Genomic DNA, 18,523 nt, shown 5'->3' with positions numbered 1-18,523 from the left:
CCGCGGAGGACCCCGCGTGAGCGAGAGTGACCACGCCCTCGCCGAGATCCTGGAGTGGTTCTCCGACCTCGAAGCCGCCATCCCGGGCGTCCGCTCCACCGTCGGTGAGATCCTCATCGGCAAGATCCCCGAGTCGGACATCGACGCCGTCTACGAGCTCTCCGACGCCTGGGGCGCCGCGACGCAGGAACTCGCCGCTTTCTACGAGGAGGCGGTGCACGCCGCCGACGGCATCCTGACCAACTGGAGCGGCGACGGGGCCGCCGAGGTGTTCGCCCGGGAATGGCTCGCCTACCTGGAGTCGCTCGCCGGCACGGTCGACACCCTCGCCTCCATGGAGGAGGCGGTACAGAGCTTCGGTCTCCAGATCGAGCTGATGAAGTTCATGGCCCTGCTCGGCCTGATCATGCTCGCCGTCTCACTGTTCATGCTGGTCGCCGCCGCCATCCCGTCGCTCGGCCTGTCCACCGCCGGCATCCCGGGGGCGTTCGCCGCGTGCCGCGCCGCGATCGGGGCCGCCGCCACCAACGCGGTACGGGCCATCGGCAGCATCTCCGTCCGCGCCGCCCTCGCCGAGGTGACCGCGCTGCTGACCCGTACGCTGCCGACCCTGGTGCGGACCCAGTTGCCGAACCTGGTCCGTACCCAGGTCCCCCGGCTGGTCACCACCCAGCTGCCGCGCTTCGCGCGGACCCAGGTCCCCACCTTCGTCAGGCAGACCCTGCCGACCGTGATCCGGCAGGGCGCCGGCACCCTCGCCCGCAACACCCTGCCGCGCAACGTCATCGCCCGGTCGGTCGCCGACCGGATGGCCGGTCAGTGGCTACGTGGCGTCACCAACCGGGAACTGCTGCGTCAACTCGGCCGGGAGGCCGGGCTGGAGTCCCGCCGGCTGGCCGGGCGCAGCCTGCTCGCCGCCCGCAACCAGCTCGCCCGGGAGATCGAGGAACAGCTGCTACGCAAGTTCGGTGCCCGGGTCGGCACCGACCTCGCCGCCCGTGGTGGCGTACGGCTTGCCGGCACCGAGGCGTTCGAGCAGCTCAGCCGGGCCACCCTGAGCCAGTACGCGACCCGCGAGATCGCCACCACCACCTTCGGCCGGGAACTGACGAAGTACCTGGGCCAGCGGGTGGCGTTCGGGGCGGCGTTCATGGGCGGCGGCAACCTGCTGGGCCAGATGTACCAGATCGCCGGTGGCGAACGGTCCGGTCTCGACCTCGGCCAGCTCGGCGTCTCCACCGTCCAGGGTGGGCTGTTCGGGGCGTCGATGTTCGGCGGCATCCCCGGCCACGTCATCGGCGGTGGGGTCACCGGCGCCCTGGTGACCGGCGCGACCGATGCCGCGCAGGGGAAGTTCGACCTGCAGAACATGCTGCACGGCGGCGCGGAGGGGGCCAAGGCCGGCGTCGTCTTCGGTGTGCAGAACAAACTGGACACCGTCCGGGTCGGCGGGATGAACCTGCGGATCGGGCGCGACGTGATGGTGCTTCCCGAGGGGATGGCCGCCGTCGACCGGGCCGCCGGCCTGCGGGTCACCTACAGCGAGCGGGGCGCGGTCTGGGCCCACGTCGACGGCGACGGCCAACGGCTCGACGGTGGGGCGATCGCCGCCGACGGCACCGTGCTCGCCCGCGACGGCGTCCGGTCACCCGACCCGACGGTGGTCGACGGCGACGGGCCCACCCCCGGCGGCCCGGGTGGCCCGCACCCGCCGCGACCCGAGCTGCCCCCGGCCGACCTACCGCAACGCACCGACCTGGCGGGTGGCACCGGGGACGGCGGCGGCCCGCGCCAGCCCGCCCACCCCGCACCGGTGCGGACCACGGAGGCGGGGACCCGCCCGGCCGATCCGGCCCGTCCGTCTCTCGACCAGCCCCGCCCGCCTGCCGACCCGGCGCGGTTCGGGGGCGAGCGGACGTCGGGGGAGTGGTCCCGCCCGGGTGGCGACCGGCTGGCGGGGGAGTCGACCCCGCCGGCCGGCGGGCGGACGGCCGGTGACCCGGTGACCCGGCCGACACCTGCCGACACCGCGCCGCCGCGTGGACCCGGCGACGGCGCTCCCATCCGCCCCGACGGACCGTCGCCTGCTCGCGACCTGGACCACGGCAGCCGTGACTCGGGTCCGCCCGGCCGTGACGCGGGTCCGCCCGGCCGTGACGCGGGTCCGCCCGGCCGTGACGCGGGTCCGGTCCGGTCCGACGTCGACCCGGTCCGTCCCGACGCCGAGCCGGGACGTCACGAGGTCGGGCGCGAGGGCGAGCCCGTCCGGCGTGGTCCCCAGCCGGGACACCGGGACGTCGAGCCGGGCGGGCGGGACGCCGACTCGGTCCGCCGGGACCCTGACGACGCGCCACCCCCGTTGCCGGCCGGCCGAGCCGACCCACCGGCGACCAGCCTCCGGGACCACCCGGCGGCCACCGGTGCCGACCGGACCGGGCTGGCCACCCACCCGACCGGGATGAACAGGGCAGAGCCCCGCCCGGACCACCCCCCGCCCGACGGCCACCCGGTCACCGACCGCCCCCCGCAGGACCCGCCCCCCGAGGACCGCGGGGCGGAGAACCGGGGGCCCGACGGGCAGGACGCCCAGACCGGAGCCTCGATCCGTCCCCGCGACGAGCTGCGGGCGATGGAATGGGCGGACCGGGCCTACGACCGGTTCCGGGCCGACCCGGGGGACGTCGCGGACATCGCGGCGAACCTCGCCACCGTCGCCCGCCCCGGCGGCACGACAGGGTTCACCCACGCCGAGATCGCCCGGGTGAAACAGCACCTCATGGTCGACGAGCACGTGCTGCGGGACTACCCGGACGGCTGGGTCCGCCGACGCTTCGACGCGGACGAGGACATCGCGGAGGCGTGGATCAGGCTGCGGGAGGGCCGCCCGCTCGAACCCGACCTGGTCCTGCTGGAGCACGAGCTGGCCGAGTCGGGCTACCTGCTGGTGCACCCGGACGCCACCTACCCGGATGCCCACGCGTACGCCCAGAGCCTGTTCAATTGGGAGCGGGTCGCGCCCGGCCGGACCGGAGAGGACCTGGACAACTCGTGGCCGAGGAGAACCGGTGATGGCGATTCTGGTGGACTTCGAAATGGTCCGGGAGGACAGTCGGGAGGTCGAGTACAGCTTCGGCTACCCGGAGAAGGACCGTCGGCTGGTCATCCAGAAGGCGTCCCGGGAGGGCCAGGTGCTGGACGGGCCGGCGGACATGCAGTACAGGAAGGCGTACGGCAAGATCCTGCGGATGCAGGCCGAGACGGCGAACTGGCCGCCGGGGGGCAGCTACGCGGCGTAGCGCAGGGAGACGTCCCGGCCGAGCTGGTGCCGGCCGGGACGCACCCGGTCGGGCCGTCGGTGCCGCTGCCCGAGGCGGTGCGGTCGACGTTCGACGGGCACGTCGGGGAGCTGCTGGCCGGCCGGGACGCCGGCCCGGTCGACCAGCCGTACCGGGCGAGCTGGGACGAGTCGTCCCGCCTGCTCACCGTCGAGTACCCGGACGGGCTGCGCGTCGGGGTGGTACTCCAGGTCAACTCGGCGCTACCACCCGGGCAGCCGGTGGTGCTGCGGCCGGGGATGACGGTCGAGCACGGGCAGTGGGTGCAGCGGGACCCGGCCGGGGTCGTGTTGCCGGAGCACCTGCCGGCCGATCCGGCCGCGCGGGCCGCCTTCGTCGACCGGCAACTCGGCGACGCCTGGCGCACCCTGCACCACGAGATCCACCAGGTGCTCGACCGCCCGGTCGAGCCCGGGCGGGCCGGGACGCCGGTGGACGGCGTACCGGAAGGGGGCCGGGACGGGGCGACGACGCCGGACGGGCCGACGCGACCCGGACCGGCGCGGACGGTGCCGGAGCCGGCGCTTGCGGCGCTGGAGGCACCGGTTCGACCCGACCCGCAGGTGCTGGACGCCGACGCGGTCAGCTTCCGGGACGCCACCGCCCCAGCGCCGGCACCACCCCGGCCACTCACCCCGGACACGGTGCGCGGCCTGCTCGCCGACGACCCGACGACCCCCGCGCAGCTGCGCGACTGGGCCCGGGAACACCTGGCGGTGCGCCAGGGGGACGGCTCCTACCTGCCCCGCAGTCAGGCGGAGATCGACGCCGTGGTGGCCCGGCTGCGCGCGGAGACGACCGCGCTGGTCACCCAGCGGACCCCGGCCGACCCGAACGCCGCACCACCCGCCCCCGCCCCGGGGCCGGCCCTCCCGGACACCGCCGAACCGAGACCCGCCGTTCCGGAAGGCACCGCGCCGAGGTCCGTGCCCCCGGACACCGCCGGGCCGAGGTCCGTGCCCCCGGACACCGCCCGGCCGGGGCCCGTGCCCCCGGACACCGCCGCGCCCAGGACCGTCGGCCCGGATGCCGTGCCGCCCGCCGCCGTGCCGGATGCTGCCATGCCGTCGGACGGGTCGCCACGGGTGGGCGACGAGTTGCCGATCAGCCAGGAACTCGCGCCGAGCGGCAACTTCCCGGCGCACCGCCCCCGGACCGGCGCGGAGCTGCCCGAGCAGGTGCACGAGCTGGTGGACAGGGCGAAGGAGAACCTGCTCGGCCGGTACCCGGAGGCGACGGTGGCCCGCCGGATCGCCGACCTCGACGCGGTCGCCGGGCAGGCCGACCGGTTGCAGGCGGCCGCCGACCGGGCCCGCGACGGCGGCCCGCTCGGTGACGTCGTCCGGGAGGTACGCGCGCTGAGCCGGGCGGTCGACGGGTACGCCGACCGCTACCGCGACTGGCGGGACTTCTCCCGGGGCGGGGAACACGCCGACCCGGGCTGGCGGGACCTGGACGGGGTGGACCCGCTCAACTCCGTCGAGATGGCCCACCGGGTGGTCAGCGTGGACCCGGTCACCCACCGGTTCCACGCCATCGACCAGGCGATCGCGGTGGCGAAGATCGGCGACGTGCTCGGACCGGCCTTCGAGCGGCACGCGGCCGACACCTTCGACCGGCTGATCCCCAAGGACCCGGAGAGCGTCGAGGCGCTGCTCCCACCGGAGCTGCGTCCCCCGGAGCTGGACGCGTGGATCCGCGGGCCGGCGCGCGGCGGTTTCGACACCCGGACCGAGATCCTCTATGTCGACCCCCGCGACGGCGCCACCAACCGACCGATCAGCGCGGTGGCCGCGACCGTCGTGCACGAGAGCATGCACCGGCTCCAGCCCAGCCCCGACGTGGTGGGCGACGTCCTGGCCCAGGGAGTCGCCGAAGGACGCCACGGCGACGACATCGCGGCGCAGGTGCTGGTGCCGTTCCGGTTCGAAGGCGAGTTCCAGGCGTTCGCCGTCCAGCAGCACTTCCTCCGGGGGCTGGCCGGCTTCCGCGTCGCCGACCACGCAGGGGACCCCCGTCTACCCCGCAGTGACGCCTACCAGGAGATGGCCGACTGGACCCCGCAGCAGATGCGGGACTACGTCCTCGACCGGTACGTGCTGGATCCGGCCGAGCGGGCCGTCCTGCCCCGGGAACTGCTCGACCGGACGGTCGACCAACCTGTCGCGCAGATCGTGGAACGGGCCCGCCTGGCCATCGCCGAGGCGAACCATCCGATCCCCGGCGAGCGTCGTGGCGGTGCCTTCCACGGCCCGCTGAGCCGGGAGATCGCCGACCGGTACGGCCTCGACCTCGACGCGATCGGACAGGAGCAGTCGGGACGGTCGCTGCCCGCGCTCCGCGACCGTCCGGCCGCCCCGGACGTGTCGGCCCCACCCCGCTCCGACCCCGGTGCGCCACCGCTCGCCGAGTGGGGGCCGGCACGCGACGGTGGCCCGGCGGACCGGCCGGCGGCCGGACAGCCGGCGCAGCCGGGGCCGGGGCGTCGCCCGGGAGTGCTGGGTCGGGCCCTGCACCGGATCACCGGCCTCCTCGGCGGGGCCGACCCGACCCCGCTCGCGCCGGAGCGGGGAGTGGAACCCCGGCCGGTCACCCCCGAAGCGGGGACGCCGCGACCGGGTGGACCGGGCGAGGGGACCGTCGGATCGTGGTCGCCTCCGGCGCGGGCTGCGGACCACCGGGCGTGGGCACCGGAACCGGGGCCGGGCTGGCCCGCTCCGGAGCCGGCCCGCTCGGCAGGCCAGCCGGGTGCGGGGCGCGGGGCGGTCGACGCGGTGGTCCCGGATGCACGGACCCTGCTCGGGCTGACCGAGCGCCGGTGCGTCGTCGACGAGCTGCGGGCGGCGACCGACCCGATCGACCGGGCCCGGCTCCGGGAGGACCTCCACCGGCTCGACGCCGACCTGGCCCGACGCGGCTACCCCGTGCACGAGCTGGAGCAGGTGCCGCAGGCGGACGGGGCGACACCGGCCGACGGGCGGGAGCCCACCCGCAACGACGAGATCTGGTCCGACCCGCCGTGGCGGCGGGAGGACCGGCGTCCCTCGCTCGACGAGCTGATCCCCGGCAGCCGGGAGGAGGCCGACACCTGGGGTGACGCCGTCCGCCGGGAGTTCGCCGACCAGCTCGACGGGCGCGAGTTCGCCGGGCTGCGCGTCCGGGTGGACCTGGACGACCCGTACAGCGTCAGTGTGCACCGCGACGAGGTCGTCGTCCGGGCCGCCGTGCACGATCCGGACGGCGTGCCCGTCGGTCGGGTGGTGCGGTCCTTCCACCGTGACCACGACGGCAGCCTCTTCGTCGAGCACGTCTCGCTGAAGCTCAGCGAACGGGTCCAGGGGCAGGGCTTCGCCCGGGAGTGGAACGGCCATCTCACCGACTGGTACCGGTACTCCGGCGTCGAACGGGTCGAGGTGCACGCCGCCTCCACCGTCGGCGGGTACGCGTGGGCGCGCGACGGATTCGACTGGGCACCGAACACCGGGCACCGGGCCGAGGGCGTGCTCGATCGGCTCCGACATGAGCTGCGTGCGGTGGACGTCGACATCGCGTCGGCCCGGCGGGCAGCCGACGGCGACGGCCCCGTCGACGTCGACCGGCTCCGGGCACGCTACGGCACCAGCGACCCGGAGCAGGTGCTCACCGAGGCGTACCGGCAGCGGGAGGCGGGACGGGAGATCCTGGACCGGGCCCGCAGCCACCCCTTCGGCAGCGGCCGGTACCCGACGCCGTTCGAGATCAGCCAGGCCGGCTGGGGGGAGCACCACCGGGGGCGGGACGCCTCCTGGATCGGCAAGCGGGCCCTGCTGGGTGCCGACTGGAAGGGCGTCAAGTCGATCAGCGACACCGGCCCGCTGCACCCCCGGTCGGCGTACACCGCCGGGCTGCCCCGGGTGCCCGACCCGTCGGCGATCCACGGACTGCTCCGCGGGGACGGCCCTGCGCCGGTCACCGCCGCCCGGGTGCCCGACGCGCAGTTCCACGGGTACGGCCGGGAGGTGGCTGCGCCGGAACTGGTACGTCGACTCGGCGACGAGGCGTTGCGCCTGCTGATGGACCGGTTGCCGGCGGACGGCACCCTGCGCGGCGTACGGCTGGACCTGACCGCCGTGCCGGCGGACGCCCTGCCCGACGGCGCGGTGGCCCGGTCGGTGCCGGTCGACGCCGACGGCCGGGACCTGCCGCACGGCACCGTGCCACCGGAGGGGGGCGGCTGGCGGATCGAGCTGTCCGACCGGGCTGCCGACATCAACGTGGCACGGGCCGTCGCTCACGAGGCGGCCGAGCTGGCGGCGATCAGGCAGCGGGCCGCCGGTGGGCTGGACCCGTTCACGCCGGATGCGCTCACCCCGGGCGTGCTGGCCGACGGCACCGGTCCCAGCCCGCACGACCTGGGCCGGCTGGCCGAGGTGGAGGTGCTGGCCGACCTGCTGCGTGACCCGGCGCAGGCGACGTACGCCCGCGCCGAACTGCGGGCCCTGCGCGACCATCTCGGCCTGCATCCGGACGATCCGGGGGCGGCGGCCCGGCTGAGGCTGCTCGACGGGCGGCTCAGCGACGCCGGCCGGGACGCGCTGCTGGGTCGGGAGGGCCCACCGGACGGGCGTGCCGGTCCCGCCGGCGGCGGCCCGTCGGGGAGTGTCCGCGACGGTGACGTGCTGCCGCCGGAGGCGGTCCACCCGGCGAAGCCCACGGGTGACCTGGCCCCGGCGACCTATCCGGCCCGGATCAGCCGGGTGCCGTTCGAGTTCGCGCGGTTCCTGCACGATCCCCGCTGGTCCACGGAGGCGACCCGGTTCGAGCAGCGGTTGGGGGCGCACTACTTCCGCGACCCGCAGGTGCAGGAAACGGTACGGACGGCGCTGACCCGGATGCGGGACATCCTGGTGGCACTGACCGGGCCGGCGCACCCGGGGGAGACCCGCGCCGAGGTGGTCGCCCGGGTGGAGAGCGCCTTCTTCCGGGACGACGCGCCCGACAGCGCCGGTCAGGTGGGCACCTCGGTCAGCTTCGATCGGCTGCTCGCCGAGGGTAACCTCCGGGAGACGATGACCGCCTTCTACAACGCGGCCTACTGCAACTGGAAGAACCCGTACACCCTGTCCCACGCGCTGCTGTCGGTGCTCGACGGGGGCCGGTGGGAGCAGGCCCGGGACGCGGGCGTCGACGTGGCGGCGGTCCGTCGGATGGGGGACCTGCTCGACGGTACGGTGAACCGGCTGATGCCGGACCCACTGCGGGACAGACTGAAGTTCGGCCGGGACTTCTTCGCCACCGGCAACGTGGCGAGGAACTCGGAGCACGGCATCCGGGACCTGGCCGAGATGACGGCGAGTCAGTCCCCCCGCCGGCCCCGCTCGGATGACGAACAGCTGGCCCTGGCCAACACCCCCGACCACTATGCCCGGCTGGGGACTCCGCTCGGTCGGCTCGAACGAGCGTACGTCGACCAGGTGAACCGGGAGAAGGCCGGCGCTCCGCTCGGCGACCACAGCCTGCTGCCGTGGCGTGAGGGGGCAACCGCGCACGACACCGACCATGGGCCGTGGGCCCGCTGGGTGGGCCGGGACGGCTTCCCGGTCATCGACGGGGTCTCCGGCACCACCGCCCGGATGCTCACCGCCGCCCGGTTCGTGGGGCTCGACGGCCTGCAGACCGAGCGGTTCCTGAGCGGCCTGATGGGCTGGATGCTGCCGGCCCGGGACCATTCGCTCTTCGAGATCCTGCGCGGAGCGGAGATCGCCGGTATCAAGCGGGTGGAGCTGCGCCCGCCCGACAGCCGCCTGACGGCGGTGGACCTCTACCGCAGCCTGCCCGACGTCGACCTGCCCACGCTGCGGGCCGAGGTGACGGTGGACGGGCTCTTCCCCCACGAGGCCCGTTACCTGGATCATGCCGTCGACCCGCACGGTTTCTCGGAGACCCGGCACAAGGTCCCGGCGATCGCGGACCGGCTGTGGCCCCAACTGGACAGCGGCCGGGTGCGTGACGCCGACCTCGCCGGTTGGCTGCGGCGCAACGGCATCGACCCGGCCGACACCGCAGCCGTGCGCAGTCTGGGTCAGCGGCTGTCGAAGCCCCACGTCATGGCGCTGGCCGTCTACACCCGACACAGCCACTACCTGATCAACAACGTGATCCGTACCCACCTGTTCACCGGTGGGGTGGCGGAGCGACCGACGAAGGAGGTGTTCGACCGGAAGGTCGACGAACTCGTCAGGAACTACCTGGGCAATATCGCTGCCGGCACCAAGGCGTTGCCGTTGCCGTTGCTGCTCCGTTCGGTGGTACACGAGGGGCCGGGTCACCTCACCGCACGCTCGCCGCTCAGTGGCCCGGCCGCGCGGTGGGTGCAGGCGCAACGGCGGATGGCGGCGGCCAGGCAGCGGGCGCGGGAACAGCCGGGCGCCCAGAGCGCCGTCGAGCGGGTCCGGGCCGCCCAGGCGCTCGACAGGGCCTGGGACGACCTCACCGGTCGGCTCCGCTCGGTGTCACCCCGGTTGTTCGACGAGGTGCGGTGGCACGCTGACATGGTGCACGACGCGATGATGCAGTTGCCCGCCGTCGGTAGTCCGGACCGGCCGGTGGTCGCCTATCGAGGTGACTGGATCACCCCGGTGTACTCCCCGATCTATGGCAACTCCTGGCTGCCGACCGGTAGGGCGCGGGAGTTCCTCAGCGTCAGTCGCCGCCTCGACGTGGCGGTACGGTTCATGGCCGAGAACCCCGCCTCGGGCGGGAGGATCCTGGTGGTCTACCGGCTCACCGGGCAGCAGGCCCGCGACATATCGGTGTTCTCGTCCTTCGCCGTCGATGAGGAGGCGGTCTTTCCCCCACGCTCGCGGACGCGTCGGACGTCCGATCCTGACCTCGAGGAACAGGTACGGGCCCGGTTGCCTCCCGAGTTCCAGGACAACTGCACGATAATCATCATGGAAGAGACCTGACAGTGATCGATAGTCCTGTATGGGATGAGGCGGACGACCTCTTCGCCGCCGTACACCGCATGCTGTTGCGGCTGGCGGGGCGGTTCCCGGACGAAGTGGTGACCCAGCTGCGAAAACTCCTCGGCGACGGGGATCTGCGGCACCTTCCGGATGCGGTGTCGGTGGCGACGGTGCAGTACGCCGTACCGATCTCCGCTGCGGACCGGGAGCTGCTGGGCCGGGTCCTGCGCACGCTGGATGTGCCGGGGGGTGAGCCCCAGTTGTACGACGAGGTGCCGGTCTCCGAGGAGACGCCGTCGGCGGACGCCTTCCGTTTCCTGCCGGCGCGGACAGCGGTCGTCGAGCGCGCCGGGAACCGGCTGCCGAACCCGTTGGACCTGACCGGTGTCGACCCGGAGGACCCCACCGGGTTGCCGGCCCGGCTCGGTCACCTCGCTGATCTGGCCTACGAGCTGACCGACTGGCCCGACACCCGGTTCGTGGTGAGTGTCTCCCGTCATCCCGGTGTCCGGGGTATCTGGCGGGCGTGGCGGTCGGCGGCTGACGGCCCACCGGTGGAGCGGCGGGTCTGCCTTGCCGAGTTGGGCCCTGGGATGCGGGCCTGGGACATCACCTACGATGCTCAGCGCGCCCTCGCCGAGGAGGATGAGGAGGCCCCGCAGGTGGAGACCTTCTGGGCCGGTGAACCGCTGCCGCCGTACCAGCGGGCGGCGCTGGCGGGCGCGGCCCTGCTGTGGACGCCCGTACCACCCGGCCCGGGCCCGGGGTGACACCGACAGGGAGGTTGCTGGTGGACACGGAGCGGACGACCGAGGCGCTCCAGCGGTACGTGCTGGAGCCGGGCGAATCCACCGAGCGGGTGTGGGTCGGTCCGGAGTCGGTGACCGTGCGGACCGCCCACTTCCGCTACCTGGCCCGCCCGGCGCGGTGGGCGGTCGCCGACGAGCAGTGGGTGGCCGACGCGGTCCGGGTGGTGGCCGCGCGGCAGCCGATATTCGTCACCCATGCCCTGCTCCTCACCGCGTCGGGCGGGACGCTGCATCTCAACCGGCCCGAGGTGATGGGTGAACTGGGTCGCCGGGTGGGAGCCGGGCTGGACCCGCTGGCCTACGCGGAGCTGTTCGGCGAGCTGTATTCGGCGTGGGAAATCGACGGCCCGGTGGTACGCCCCTTCTCGGTGACCGAGGGCACCCGCGCCGGTTGGCTGGTCCGCGACCCCGACCACTTCACCCGGGTGCTGGCGGTGCCTGACGCTCCGGCGGTGACGCGACCGACGTTCGTGCCGGACCCGGACGGGGGCTGGACCTTGCGGTTCTTCTCGCACAACCATTACCTGTTGGAGATCCGCTCCGCGGTCGATGTGTACCGGTGGACGGTGACGGGCGGGCCGGACCGGGCGGCGACCTGGACCCGGGAGACCGTCGCCGAGCGGGTGGAGCGTCCGCTGCCGTGACGGGTGGTGGTGCCGCGTGCGGCGTACCGGCCCGCAGAGACCAGCCACGGTCACTGGTCCGGGCGAGCGGTTCGCCCGCCGGCGGCCGGTGTCCGGAGGTGACCCGATGGCGATGAACGTCGATCCGGAGCGGCAACGCCGGCTGCGGGAGTTGGCCGAACTGCACGCCCGGTGGCAGGCCACACACCGGGTGGACGACGTCGACTTCACCCCCGAGGGTGCCGACTCGGCGCAGCGCCGGTCCCCGTCGGCGCAGGCGCAGCGCGAGTACATGCGCCAGGCCCGGGAGATCATGGGCCTCGACCCGGACACCGGTCACTACCGGGACGCCGAATGAGCCTGCTGCCCGCCGTCCGGAGCCGGGACGAGGCCGACCTCTACCTGGAGTTGCATCCGTGCACCCGGTGCGGGTCGATGGAGGCCGCCTGGACCGGGACGGCGACGACGCAGGGGAGCCGACCGGCCTACCGGTACTCCGGTCGGTGCGCCGAATGCCAGGAGCAGCGCGAGTTCCTCTTCGCCCTGCCCGAGGGGCGGACGACGCCCGCCGACGCCGGCCCGCACCCCACCACCCGGTTCGGCGGCCCGCAGCCGTCCGCCCTGCTCGACCCCGGTGAGTGGCTGCTCGTCGCCGACTGGTGCGGGGAGGCGGCGGCGGTGGCCGAGCGGCAGGGCGACGACGCCGAGGCGGCGGACCTGCGGTGGACCGCCGTGGCCGCCCTGGAGGAGGTCCACAAGTTCCTGCCCGACGGCGGCGATGCGGTGCCGGAGGCGGCGTTCTGGTCGGCCCGGGGACGGACGGTCTACGACCGGGAACCGGGACGGTTCCGTCGTCGCCGCATCGAGGTCGTCCGGGACTTCCACCTGGATCACATGCCGTGGAGCCCGTCGTGATCCCGTTGGCCGCGCGTTCCCTCCACGAGGCCCACCTCTACATGGACCTGCAACCGTGCGGCTGCGGGCAGGGGAGCTTCCCGCGCGCCTCCACCGTGCTCACCCTGCCCGACGGCGACCTGGCCCGCCGCTACACCGGCGGGTGCCAGGGGTGCGGCACGCCCCGGGAGTTCCTGTTCCGGCTGCCCGCCGGGCCCGTCGAGGTCGAGGAGGGCTTCCGGTACGGCGGCCCGGAGCCGTCCCGGCTGATCGACGCCGGGGAGTGGCTGTGGGTGGCCGAGAACCACGCCCGGGGGGTGCCGGCCGGGGCGCGGACCCTGCCGGAGGCGGACCGTCGGCGGTGCCGGGTCCGGCTCACCGCCGCCGTCGCCGCGCTCGACGAGGTGGTGAAGTTCGTGCCTCCCGGCGGGGCGCGGGTGCCGTTCACGGCGGTCTGGACGACGCTGGGCCGCACGGTCTACCAGCGGGAACCGGGCCGGTTCCGGGCAGGTCGGCTGGTCGCGGTGCGGTCGTCGTACGTGGGGGCGCTGCGCCGGCTGGGCTGAGCCGTCGGGGGTGGAGGATCAGTCGGCGGCACCGCCCGACCGCTGCGCGGGGGTGGGGGCCCTGCCGGCCGGTGCGGTGGCCGACAGGTTCGCCTCGCACGTGGGGGAGATGCTGCTCTGGTCCTGCACGAGCCGGTCGCCGAACAGGATCGTGCAGTGCAACGTCGGGGTCCCGCCGGCGTACGCCAACCGCTCGTCGACCCCCGGGCGGACCTGCGGCGTCGCCGACACCCACACCCGTTCGACATCCGGATAACGCAGCGTCACCGCGTGGGACCAGGCCCAGGTCAGGCTGGTGGCGGACTGTGTCTCCAACCTGCTGTGCCCCCAGGTGACCGCCATCCCGAACAGTCCACCCCCGCCGCCGACCACCTCGACGGTGAGCGTGACCACGTGCTCCACCGGGGCCGGTGCGGGGGCGGGCGACGGGGCGGCGGAACAACCGGCCACAGTGGCGGCCAGGGCGGCGACCGCGACGACACGTCGCATGGAACCTCCTGCGGAACGTGGGCGGACGGCGACCGGACCGTAGCCTAGCGTGCGCCCGCGGCGGGTCCCGCCCGACGGCGGGACATCGCTAGGCTCAGGTCGGCACCGGGCAGGGAGGGAGACCCGTCGTGGACGAGTCGTGGCAGCCGGCCAACGACACCGAACGGGCGTTGCTACGCGCGGCGCGCGACGACGACCGCTCCGGGTTCTTCCGGATCCTCACCCGGGCCGAGCTGTTCCTCCCGCAGGTGCGCGACGACGACCCGGCCGACGGCGGCCAACGGTTCGTCACGATGGACCTCTTCGGAGCGCCGTTCCTGCCCGTGTTCACCTCGCTGGAGGCGATGGTTCCGCAGGTCGCCGGGGTCGCCGACGCGTACACCGTGACCGGGTACGACGAGCTGTGCGAGCGGTGGCCGGTGGCCGGCTGGCGGCTGGCGGTCAACCCGGGCACCCCGCTGGACGCGTACCTGCCGGTGGAGGCGGTCCGGGCGGCGGCGGACGGGGAGCTGACCGTGCCCGCCGGGGCGGAGCTGCTCACCGAGCTGGCCGAGGCGGCGGCCGACGACGAGATCGCCGCCGCGACGGCCGACGGGCCGGACGACCCGGCGACCGCGCTCGCCCCACCGGTCCCCGCCCCCGGTCCGGCGGACGGGCCGGACACCGCCGCGCTGTTGCGGGACGCGGCCGAGCGGGGCGACTCCGTCGGCTACCTGGACGCGCTGCTCGACGCGCTGGTGGTGCTCCCCACCGCCGCCCCGGTGTCCGACCCGGCCCGGCTGGTCGACCCGGACTTCCCGTGGCGTGCGGTCGGCGCGGGGGAGACGCCGGTGATCGAGGTGTTCACCGCCCCGGAACGTTTCGCGCGGGCCTACCCGGACGGCACGCCGAGCCTGCGGGCCACGATGGCGGCCCTGCTCACCGTCTGGCCGCCGGGGCACGCCCTGGCCGTCGACCCGGACTCCCCGGCCGGCGTCACCGTCCCCGCCGAACAGGTCCCGTTCCTCCTGCTCTGGCCCACCCCCGACGAGACCGCCCCCGGCCCGCACGGGTGGGGCCGGTGAGCGGGGCCGGGCCGATCCCCGCAGCCCGGTACGCCTTCGGGGTGGCCCACCCGGTCGCGCCGATGCTGCGGGTCCGCTACCGGCAGGGGGTGCCGGTCGACCCGTACGGCTTTCCCGACTGGACGCCGTACGCGCGGGTGGTGGTCGAGCTGCCGCCGCTGCCGCCGGGCATCGGGGTGGACGAGGCCCGGGTGCTGGACGTGCTCACCGCCAACCTGGCGGTGCCGGACCCGGCCGATCCGCAGGCGTCGGGGCGTACCCCGGCGGGGTGGGTCTGGGCGCACCTGGCGCGTGGCCGGCGGCTCGCGCTGGTGCCGGCGGAACTGCACGCGGCACTGCGGCACTGCGGCGGGGTGAGCACCGGCGACGCCGACCACCGGCGGCGCGGCCTGCCGGTGGACGCCGCCACCCCGCCGCCGCTGCGGTTCGCGCAACGGCTCACCCCGCAGGCGGTGGCCCGCGTCGAGCAACGGCTCGGCGTCACCCTGCCGGCCGGCTACCGGGACTTCCTGGCCCGCACCAACGGCGGCTGGCCGGACTGGCCGGCCGTGCACCCCCGGTTCGGGTTCGTGGTCGACCAGCCGCTGTTCGGCGTGGTCCGGGCCGACTGGATGCAGGACCTGTGCCACGCCAACGCCTGGTTCACCGACCGGTTCACCGCCGACTTCCTGGCCGTCGGGCACGTGCAGGGCGGCCTGCTCGCCGTCCGGGTGGCCGGCGGCGACGAGGGGTCGGTCTGGTACTGGGACGACGACGACCCCCGGGCCCGTGACGACGACACCGCCGCCGACGTGGCCGACCGGCTGCTGCACCGCTGCGCCGACAACTTCGGCGTGTTCTGGCACACCCTGCGCGCGGTGCCCGGGTCGCTGCGTGGGCTGGCCGTCGACGCGGTGGCCGGGGGCCGGGTCGGTCGGGTCGACGACGCGCGCACCGGGCGGGCGCTGCCGCCCGCCCGCCGGCGGCCGGCGGCGTGAGGCCGGGACGGAGGAACACATGACGGGGTACCCGCCGGTCCGGCCGCAGCCGGACGACCAGGTCGGTGCGGGCGGTCGCCCGGACCACGCCGGCCCGGCCGCAGCGTCACCGACGACCGGGCCGGACCGGGGTCGGAGCACGGCTGGTGGCCCGGCCCGGGCGGGACGGCGTCCGGTGGCGGGTGCGCTCGTCGTCGGGCTGGTCGCCGCCGCCCTGGTCGGCCCGGTGCGGCCCGCCACGGCGGCACCCGACTGCGCACCGGCCGGCGGGCAGGTCGGCACGCCGTCCTGGGCGCAGCAGGTGCTCGCCCCCGAGCAGGTGTGGCCGTTCAGCCAGGGGGCCGGGGTGACCGTCGCGGTGCTCGGCTCCGGGGTGGACGCCGAGCACCCGCAGTTGCGGGGGCGGGTCGGCAGCGGCTTCGACGCGGTCCGGGGCAGTGGCCCGGCCGACACCGACTGCACCGGGCAGGGCACCCGGGTGGCCGGGCTGATCGTCGCCCGGCAGGCCGGCGGCTCGCCGTTCGCGGGCCTCGCGCCGAGCGCCCGGGTGCTGCCGGTACGGGTGGTCGACGACCGGGCGTTCGGTGCCGCCCCGGTCGACCCGGCGGTGCTCGCCCGCGGCGTCGACTGGGCCGTCGACCGGGGTGCCCGGGTGGTCGCGGTGACCGTGGCCGCCGACCGGGACGCGGCGACCCTGCGGAACTCGGTGCGACGGGCCGTCGACCGGGGCGTCCTGGTGGTGGCCGCCAGCGGTGACCGGGGTGGGGACGGCAACCCGGTGTCCTATCCGGCCGGCTATCCGGAGGTGCTCGCCGTCGGGGCGATCGGCCCGGACGGGCGGCGCTGGCCGAAGTCGCAGTACGGGCCGTACCTGGACCTGGTCGCGCCGGGCGTGGCGGTGACCACCACCCAGCGCGGTGCCGGCCTGGTCGAGGCGGCCGACGGCACCGCACTGGCCTGCGGGTTCGTGGCCGGTACGGGGGCGCTGACCCTCGCCAAGCGGTCCGGAACGCCGCGCAGTGAACTGGTCCGGCTGCTGACCGTGACGGCGGTCCCCGGTGCCGACCACACCGAGTACGGCCACGGCACCGTCAACCCGTACGGGGCGGTCAACGACCAGTTGCTGCCGCAGGCCCGACCGGCCCCGCTGCCCCGGTTCCGGCCCGCCGACGACCGGCCCGACCCGGCGGTACGGGAGAGCCGGCGGATCGCCCTGGCCGGCACGGCGCTCGCCCTCGCCACCGTCCTGGTGGTGTGCGCCGTCGCGCTGACGCTGCCCCGGGTCCGGCGTCGCCGGTGGCGGGCGGCCGTCGCGCCGGCACCCGCCCAGTCGACGCCGCCGGCCGAACCGGGCCCGCCGGTGCAGCTCTTCGACGATCCGACGCCCGGCCGCTGACCCACCACGGCCGACGGCCCGGTCAGCCGCCGGTGGTGATCTACGCGGGGCGGACCGCGGCCAGGGGGTCCAGGGTGGGACCGGTCGGGACCAGCATGGTCAGGCTCGGCGGCACCGTCAGCGCCCCCTGGGCCGGGTAGCCGAGCAGGCGCAACGCCTCGGCGGACGGCACCGGGTACCGGATGCCCAGGTCGGTGACGATGCTGTACGCCCCGGGGCTGCCGAGTAGCCGCAGCACGGTGACCCGACCGGCGGGGGCGGCGATCCGGTCGGCCAGCGGGATGCCGTCGGGGGACACGGAACCGGTCGGCGCGGCCCGGTCCGCGTCGGGCAACGCGCCGCCCACGGTCAACTCCGGCGGGGTGCCGGCGTCGGTGGTGGCGGCGCAGATCTGCTGCCCCGGCTCGGGGCCGAGCAGCTTCGGCGGGGTGGCGGGCGGCTGGCCCCGGTCCGGCGGGCGGGGGACCTGCTGGCTCTTCGGCAGCGAGGTGACGTCGGAGACGGCGACCGGGACGGGTTGCCGCCCCGACTGTCCGGCCTGGATCGCCTGCTGCACCGGGGTGACCGGGGCGACCCCGTCGGCGAGCACCAGGTAGTGCTGCGGGCCGGAGGCGGTCTGGGTGACCAGCACGTCGCCGTTGCGTCGTCCGGACACCTCCCGGGAGGGTTTCCCCCGGTCGGCGACGGGCAGCGCGGCGAGATCGACCCCGGCGGGCAGCGCGTTCAACCAGGCGGTGCCGACGGGGGTCGGGGTGACCGCCCCGAACAGGGCGGGCACGACCACCCGGGAACCCTGCACCAGGTGCCGGCGGCCGTGCCAGACCAGGTAGTTCATGCCCAGCGTGGCGTCCTTGACGAGCAGCCCGTCGTCGCCGACGCCCCGCCCACCGGCCGGCCGGGCGGCCAACGCCAGGGTCACCGTGTCGGTGGTGCGGCCGGTGTCGTCGGTCGTCGGGGTGGAGCAGACCGTCCACGGCAGACCGGCCCGCCGGTTCGCGGCCGGCAACGAGGCGGGGGCGTTCGGGATGCCCATCGTCACCCCGCGCGGGACCGTGCCGAGGGTGCTGGCGGAGACGCGTACCACCGGGGTGCCGGGGCGGCCGGCGGCCAGCAGCGCCGACGCGTAGTTGAGCGTCGGGTGCAGCCGTCCGTCCAGGTAGATGTAGGTCGCGCCGCTCTCCTTCTCGACCACCACCGCGCCGGGCTGCCGCCAACTGTTCCCACCGACCTTGGTGAGCAGCCCGTAGATGCCCACCCCGGCGGCGACCAGGACGGCGACCATCAGCCCACCGAAGAGCGCGCCGATGCCCCGACGCAGCGGCGACTGCTGCGGATCGGTCTCGCGCATCACGAACGCGGACATCACCCGCTGGGTCATGAACTGGTACGACTGGAGCTGGTCCCGTCGCGTCGTCATCGTCGT

At 75.2% G+C, this 18,523-nt stretch carries 11 protein-coding genes; 9 read left to right on the top strand and 2 right to left on the bottom strand.

Features of this window, described 5'->3' with window-relative positions:
• Window positions 1-16: 16 nt before the first annotated feature.
• The 6 genes from ACN261_RS03895 (at window position 17) to ACN261_RS03870 (ending at window position 13,174) form a co-directional block, all read left to right on the top strand.
• The gene (locus ACN261_RS03895; protein WP_425848451.1) at window positions 17-10,282 is read left to right on the top strand and encodes a hypothetical protein; all 10,266 of its coding nucleotides are present in this window, start codon (window positions 17-19) and stop codon (window positions 10,280-10,282) included.
• Between the two features lie 98 nt (window positions 10,283-10,380).
• Entirely contained in the window at window positions 10,381-11,052 is a 672-nt protein-coding gene (locus ACN261_RS03890; RefSeq protein ID WP_425848449.1) for a hypothetical protein, read from the top strand.
• A 20-nt stretch (window positions 11,053-11,072) separates the two neighbouring features.
• Window positions 11,073-11,735, top strand: coding sequence for a hypothetical protein (locus ACN261_RS03885; protein WP_425848447.1), 663 nt, complete (start codon window positions 11,073-11,075; stop codon window positions 11,733-11,735).
• A gap of 106 nt (window positions 11,736-11,841) precedes the next feature.
• Entirely contained in the window at window positions 11,842-12,072 is a 231-nt protein-coding gene (locus ACN261_RS03880) for a hypothetical protein (protein WP_357929746.1), read from the top strand.
• Window positions 12,069-12,629 (top strand): hypothetical protein, encoded by a 561-nt coding sequence (locus tag ACN261_RS03875; RefSeq protein ID WP_425848445.1) that lies wholly within the window; start codon window positions 12,069-12,071, stop codon window positions 12,627-12,629. The genes ACN261_RS03880 and ACN261_RS03875 overlap by 4 nt, the downstream gene beginning before the upstream one ends.
• The gene (locus tag ACN261_RS03870; RefSeq protein ID WP_421483976.1) at window positions 12,626-13,174 is read left to right on the top strand and encodes a hypothetical protein; all 549 of its coding nucleotides are present in this window, start codon (window positions 12,626-12,628) and stop codon (window positions 13,172-13,174) included. The genes ACN261_RS03875 and ACN261_RS03870 overlap by 4 nt, the downstream gene beginning before the upstream one ends.
• Before the next feature lie 18 nt (window positions 13,175-13,192).
• Here ACN261_RS03870 and ACN261_RS03865 read toward each other — a convergent pair whose 3' ends face one another.
• Window positions 13,193-13,663, bottom strand: a complete 471-nt coding sequence (locus tag ACN261_RS03865; protein WP_421483975.1) for a hypothetical protein — start codon at window positions 13,661-13,663, stop codon at window positions 13,193-13,195.
• Between the two features lie 128 nt (window positions 13,664-13,791).
• Here ACN261_RS03865 and ACN261_RS03860 point away from each other — a divergent pair, with 128 nt between their 5' ends.
• The 3 genes from ACN261_RS03860 to ACN261_RS03850 are packed head-to-tail and all read left to right on the top strand — an operon-like array spanning window position 13,792 to window position 17,100.
• Window positions 13,792-14,727 carry an SseB family protein gene (locus ACN261_RS03860; RefSeq protein ID WP_425848443.1) on the top strand — a complete coding sequence of 312 codons (936 nt, stop codon included), beginning with the start codon at window positions 13,792-13,794 and terminating at the stop codon, window positions 14,725-14,727.
• Complete coding sequence (locus tag ACN261_RS03855; RefSeq protein ID WP_425848441.1) at window positions 14,724-15,704, top strand: SMI1/KNR4 family protein; 981 nt, start codon at window positions 14,724-14,726, stop codon at window positions 15,702-15,704. The genes ACN261_RS03860 and ACN261_RS03855 overlap by 4 nt, the downstream gene beginning before the upstream one ends.
• Before the next feature lie 19 nt (window positions 15,705-15,723).
• Entirely contained in the window at window positions 15,724-17,100 is a 1,377-nt protein-coding gene (locus ACN261_RS03850; protein WP_425848438.1) for a S8 family serine peptidase, read from the top strand.
• Between the two features lie 40 nt (window positions 17,101-17,140).
• On the opposite strand, the gene eccB is transcribed toward ACN261_RS03850, so the two are convergent.
• Entirely contained in the window at window positions 17,141-18,517 is a 1,377-nt protein-coding gene (gene eccB, locus ACN261_RS03845) for a type VII secretion protein EccB (RefSeq protein WP_425848436.1), read from the bottom strand.
• Window positions 18,518-18,523: the final 6 nt, after the last annotated feature.

The organism is Micromonospora sp. WMMD723 (genome assembly GCF_049863385.1).
In the GTDB taxonomy this organism is placed as follows: domain Bacteria; phylum Actinomycetota; class Actinomycetes; order Mycobacteriales; family Micromonosporaceae; genus Micromonospora; species Micromonospora wenchangensis.
The sequence above is the reverse complement of the archived record's forward strand: the minus strand, read 5'-3'. Positions and strand labels throughout refer to the sequence as shown.

Coding starts and splice junctions, on each gene's coding strand:
- ACN261_RS03880 (WP_357929746.1), top strand. CDS start 11,842: ATGGCGATGAACGTCGATCCGGAGCGGCAACGCCGGCTGCGGGAGTTG.
- ACN261_RS03875 (WP_425848445.1), top strand. CDS start 12,069: ATGAGCCTGCTGCCCGCCGTCCGGAGCCGGGACGAGGCCGACCTCTAC.
- ACN261_RS03865 (WP_421483975.1), bottom strand. CDS start 13,663: ATGCGACGTGTCGTCGCGGTCGCCGCCCTGGCCGCCACTGTGGCCGGT.
- ACN261_RS03850 (WP_425848438.1), top strand. CDS start 15,724: ATGACGGGGTACCCGCCGGTCCGGCCGCAGCCGGACGACCAGGTCGGT.
- eccB (WP_425848436.1), bottom strand. CDS start 18,517: ATGACGACGCGACGGGACCAGCTCCAGTCGTACCAGTTCATGACCCAG.